Genomic DNA, 5,759 nt, shown 5'->3' with positions numbered 1-5,759 from the left:
ATTCTTGGGCTCTATTCTAATTCAAATAAAACTTATATAAACTAGGGATAGTTTTCTTTTATATCAAAAGTACTCGATTTTAGTGTTAAATATATTGATTCAAGAGGATTATATTATGTGCTTTAATTACAAGACTATATAGTCATAATTTATAATTTATAATTATAGATACTATTATGCTACTTAATAGCGGTAATATAAAATTAAGCTTAACAGACAAAAAGAATTACAGGATCCCAGCCTAATTTCTAAGTTAGATCCTAACCACTTTACGATTTAATAATGAAAAAGTTTATCTAGTTTATTAATATTCAGCATGAGTAATTACTCAAGTTTAACTGAATTAAGAAATATGGAGATTTAGCAAAAATATAGAATATCTCTAACAAAAACTAACATCAATATGTAACAATTTATTATTGCATATCAAAGAGCATATATCAGCATGTATATTAATACTTTGGATATATAAGAGAGTAGGGGGCGAAATGCCCCATAAAATTAACCTAAAACATTGTTTAGATACAGATGACAATACTCCGTACCATCTTTCAAACCCCTATCCTATCGCCGATAGTAAAACTATCGAGTGTCTAGCCAGTTATTAGGGCTATTAATAAAAACTATCTAAGGGATTTCCATATTGGTATATACACTCCAACAAAAGCTATATGAACCGATTAAAAAGCCAAATAAGCATTTATCTACGTACAATAACTACAGTTCCACGATTAGCCCATCGAAATAATTGACGTGCTTGATATACAGGTAAATTCACACAACCATGGCTAACTGGAGTTCCAAAGCGGTTATGCCAAAAAGCTCCGTGGATGGCATAGCCTCGATAAAAATACATTGCATATGGAACATTGGGAATATCGTAACCTCTACCTCGCATGCGATTGTATCGATGCTTAGACCGAATCCGAAATCTTCCCCTTGGCGTGGGAGTAGATTTTTTACCTGTAGAAATGCGGAATGAATGAATTAGTCTTCTTCCCTCCCACCCATATAATTTTTGTTGAGATAAATCAATGATTATTCTGCGGTTATAGTATCTTCTTCTTGGATATCCTCTATATCCTCTATAACCTCTCCTATATCCTCTATAACCTTTCCTATAACCTTTCCTATAACCTTTCCTATAACCTCTCCTATATCCTCTCGGGTACCTTCCTCTATGTATTCCCCTCCTATACCCTCTTCTATATCTTCTCCGCCAAGAACGGCTGCGGGTATGATTTGTATGGAGATTTTGCCCCATAACTTTAGTTCCATCGGGGAGTTTAATGGGAAAAGAACCAAAAGTCGTTAACATTAGTGTTGTAAGCGTTGATAACACTACTGTACGACCTATAAAGTTATTCCATATGAATTTTGGCATGAGACAGATACCACCTTCTCTAATGTAAAGATGGTATGAAGTCTATACAAAGTGAACTTCATATTTCAGCTACAAACTTAGCTTTAACTTAGCTTTAATAAGTATCCCTGACAAAATATCTGTATTTGAGTCATAATAACTTAGGCTTCAATTAAAGATATCACAAGAGGTATCCATGAAATATTGTTGATCATCATGTTGATAGCTTAATAAAAAAATTAATTGTATAGCTTTCTTAACATTGAAAAGTCCGTATTAAGATTAGAAAAATTTATATTATCTTAAAGTTATTTTATAGAAAAATAAACCACATTATTTTCTAATTTTTATGATTACTAGTAACTATTTTAGTTTAGATTATTCAGATCACCTAAAAAATATTATCTTTATTGATATTTACCTTACAATTATCTAGGATACTTAGCTAGTTATTCATTTTTATAAATCTATGAATAGAATATTTAGTTTTAAGTTCAAACTTAGGCAAATAGCTACAAAATAGAGTTAATGTTTTAGGACTATTACAAGTTTAATCCAGATGAAGAAAACTACTTTCGAAGAAATTACCAAATTATTTAGTAGAATGAAATAATTACAAAATAGCCTATCCTAGAAGCAAAAAAGTGCAGTTTATAGCTGTGTCCTAAAATCTTAACTATGTTCAAAAAACTCTTGTATTTATTCCTAATTTATAGTAAATAAAGCATTAAAAAATTAATACTTCTTGTAATTTAATTATTATTAGTATATTTTTTTTAGTTGAATAACATCTTGACACTTAGCATTATTTAAATCTAGCCAACAATTTTACTATTTTCCTTTTATCTCTCAGAAACTCGAATAAAATCTATAATTTGGTTTAATATAGAATAACTTCAGTAGTTTACAATAATTCATAAGAGTTGTATAGTATATGAACTTTTATGAAAGATATCTTTTTTAAATCTGTAAGAACTATGTTGCTGATCAGATAATACAAATTCAGCAAAAATTTATTATTATTAATAACTAAATATTACTACCTAATAATTAGAAAGCCTAAATATTTATGCGAAGGTAATGTAGATTTAATTTATAGTTTTTTTATACATCCATTTCACATTTATACATGCCGAAAAAACAAAAGTTCCCATATTTACTAGGTTCTCAGTGGACTGCAAGACAGAAAATAGATGGATGGATACATTTTCGAGTTATCAATCGTAAAAATCAGGGCAAGTGGGTATATGCAGAAATGGTTGCCGCTTGCGATCCAAAGGTGCGTTTCTGGATTAATGCTAAATTACTTAATGATAATTCCCAATGGAAAAGTGGTTGGCAACCAATACAAATTATTGAATAGCTATTATGGTTAAAGTGATTATTTGCTACACAGCCATAAATGTGGGTAAAAAATTGGCAGATAATAATATCATGCATGTTTATTAGACACAATTAATTATATTACAGAGGGAAAATATCATCGATTTTGAAATTCTGCTGTCAGATTTTGATTGGAACTTAAATTATTTTATGAAAAGCATAATTATATTCTGTGAAAGTAAGAAATGCCATCTAATAAATAGGATTATTTGAATTCAAAAACTTATGTATATAAGACCAGCACATTTTATTCTAGGTTAAATTGATATTTTTGAATATCACCAAATTCTCTGGTGGGGTAGGTCGAAAATCTAATAGTGGCAAATTTGAGTTGTTTATCAAAATGCTCAGATGGATCTGGTAGTAGCAAAAGGATTATAAAAATAATTTGACCAGCTTTAAATAGAGAGCCTATATCCACTCATATGAAATTTTCATCAGTTTATTTGCAATATTTTAGTATTTGTAGTCGGGGAGACTTTATCTAATACTTATTATTTTGTATTATCGAAACTTTATATTTCAAAATAGCCCAGTCTATATAGTGAATTTATGTAATTAACTACTTAACAAGTAGTAGTCAGGATAAGTATTTAAAAAAATAATCTTTATACTTAATTAGAAAAATTTTCTAGAAATAGCTCAAGGATATTATTGTTTTATTCTTATAGTTAAGATGTATTATGTCTTCACTCTTTTATTATATTATGCATGTGGATAATCCATAATATATATAGTTCCTACTTTTTTTAAGATAGGGAATTTAATTTTTATCCTATAATTGTAGGTACCTAATTTTTCCTCAATAAATTACCCCATATTTGTCTGAAAAATTTTAACATCCTTATAAATTTTTCTTCTAACCATAACATCCCATTATCTAATAATTGCAAAGCCCATTCTAATGGGTGTTGAGTATAACTTACGAATTGAGCTTGAGTATCTATATATTCTGGGTTGGTTTCAAGTTGGTTGTTAGTAGCTTCTAATGTAAATGTGGGTAGAGTTACCATTAGTGGTTGTGTATTTCCAACAAGTTTTTGGGGTGAAGTTTGATGATAATCCCAGTGGTTTCTGATGCCTGGATCCTCAGAATTTTCTCCATACTCTTTATTTGCTTTTACTTCTAGGGTTATATCTTGGTAATGACCAAACAAATCATTTAAAGTAAGCCATGGATCTATGATCTCTGAGTTTTTTATATTAGGGTTTGATAAGTTTTGGGAAGGTGTAGAAATTAAAGGTAGTTCCTCATTACTATCTATACTTGGTTGGTTTATGTTATTCCGCTTGCGAAATATGTAGAATTCAATAATTTTGGTAAATGTCTGAAAAATTCTTTTATTGCCTCTACTAAGATGGTTTTTGGGTGAGTCATGACCGTAAATAATTGCTCTGCAATAATCCTGGAATGCTGAAAATAATACTCTGCTATTTTGATATCCTGATAGAATAATATGAGATTCTAAATATTTGAGTACACTATCTATAGATGCTACCCTAACTTTAGGGTTGTTATGTATAATCTTTGTCTGCAAATTCTGGTATTTTTGAGGATCACGAGATTGTGAAGTGGAATAGGAAGTTTTTGATCTTCTTTTTGATGTTAGCTTTTTGCCAGATGACTCTACTACTTTCCGCATCATTAATATTACGGAGTATATAATTAGTTCTAAAGACTGACTGGCATTAACCTTAGCAGTAATTAAGATGTGCCGAACTTTCTCACTCCAACTTCTATTCTTTTGGCGAAATAAGTTAAACAGTCTGCTTTGGTATTTTCCAAAGTTGTCAGGAGGCATGTTACTTATCTAGATTATGGTTAATATTTTGGTTATAAAATTCCTGATAAGAAAACTCTAAACAAAAACAACCAATTAACTCGGAATCCTTGGGATTAGGGTGGTCAGGCAAGATAAATTCCTGTAGTTAGTTGCTTGAAATAGATACTGAGTTATTTTCTTACTATTTTCAGAAAAAACCATTAAGTTTAGAAATAACTTTAAAATTAAAGTTATTGTGCAACTGAAAGATTATCATCAGGATCATAAGTAATAATAACCTTGATTTTAGCAAGTTTTATGAGATTAAAGTAAATAGCTAATAATTCAATTATAGCAATTTAAGGTTTTATAGTCACACTAGCACTAAATAGAATACATACAAGTTAGCCAAGATACAATTAATATTGAGTCATTATATACTCCACACTAGCAGTACTATAGTACTGCTAGTGTATTTACATCCTGAGAAATTATCTTTGTAGTGTCTTAAAAATATAGTTTTAATACTTAAAAAATAGAAAGAATTCAAAAATAACTAATACAGGGAATACTTATGGAGATAGATATCAAGGTCTTATAGTTGATGTAACAACACAGTTATCTTCACTTATGTGTTTTATCAATTAGGGAGTAAAAACCCTTGATATTATGGAACTAGCACCACTTAGGGATAGATAGTATCCTAACAAATTTACATCTAGTCTATGAAAATATAACATACTGAGGTCCAATGAATATTAGTGCTACATTTGAATAATTTAGCTACAAATTAAAAGTTTCTGTAAAGATTTGCGCCAGATAGACCAAAAACTATCTTAGTTTCACTATAGATAATTAGAATTAATTGAAGTAGATATTATTAATAGTACAATATTCTAACATTTATTCAGAAGCATATCTGAATATAATGGGCATCTGAATGCAATATTAATCCTACAAATCAGTAATGATTTTAAGGCTTTCTAAAGCACTTATATTTTTATGTAAATACTACAGTTTCTGTAATTAAACTCCTATACTTTAATGCTTGAGTGAAAGGAATAAATATATTTCAAACTAATGTATTTTTGAGTTTATCAAAAAGTAAGAGAAAAACATATATGGTATAACTTATTAGTCTCAATATCAAAAAAATAGAATTGATGTTTAACTTATGTAGTAATATATGTACAAGTCCCTTTATAAACAAAATAAATATTAGAGAGACATCTTTGGTTAATAAACTTAGC

General features: G+C 29.1%; 3 protein-coding genes. 1 reads left to right on the top strand and 2 read right to left on the bottom strand.

The window, feature by feature from the left end:
- Positions 1-700 precede the first annotated feature (700 nt).
- On the bottom strand, positions 701-1,384 hold the full coding sequence (locus RINTHH_RS10315; RefSeq protein WP_008232131.1) for a L,D-transpeptidase: 684 nt from the start codon (positions 1,382-1,384) through the stop codon (positions 701-703).
- Between the two features lie 1,108 nt (positions 1,385-2,492).
- On the opposite strand from RINTHH_RS10315, the gene RINTHH_RS01685 reads away from it, so the two are divergent.
- Positions 2,493-2,726, top strand: a complete 234-nt coding sequence (locus tag RINTHH_RS01685; protein WP_008232130.1) for a TIGR02450 family Trp-rich protein — start codon at positions 2,493-2,495, stop codon at positions 2,724-2,726.
- A gap of 811 nt (positions 2,727-3,537) precedes the next feature.
- Here RINTHH_RS01685 and RINTHH_RS01680 read toward each other — a convergent pair.
- Entirely contained in the window at positions 3,538-4,548 is a 1,011-nt protein-coding gene (locus RINTHH_RS01680) for a hypothetical protein (protein WP_008232126.1), read from the bottom strand.
- Between the last annotated feature and the right edge of the window lie 1,211 nt (positions 4,549-5,759).

The sequence above is a fragment of the Richelia intracellularis HH01 genome (assembly GCF_000350105.1).
Taxonomy (GTDB): domain Bacteria; phylum Cyanobacteriota; class Cyanobacteriia; order Cyanobacteriales; family Nostocaceae; genus Richelia; species Richelia intracellularis.
The sequence above is the reverse complement of the archived record's forward strand: the minus strand, read 5'-3'. Positions and strand labels throughout refer to the sequence as shown.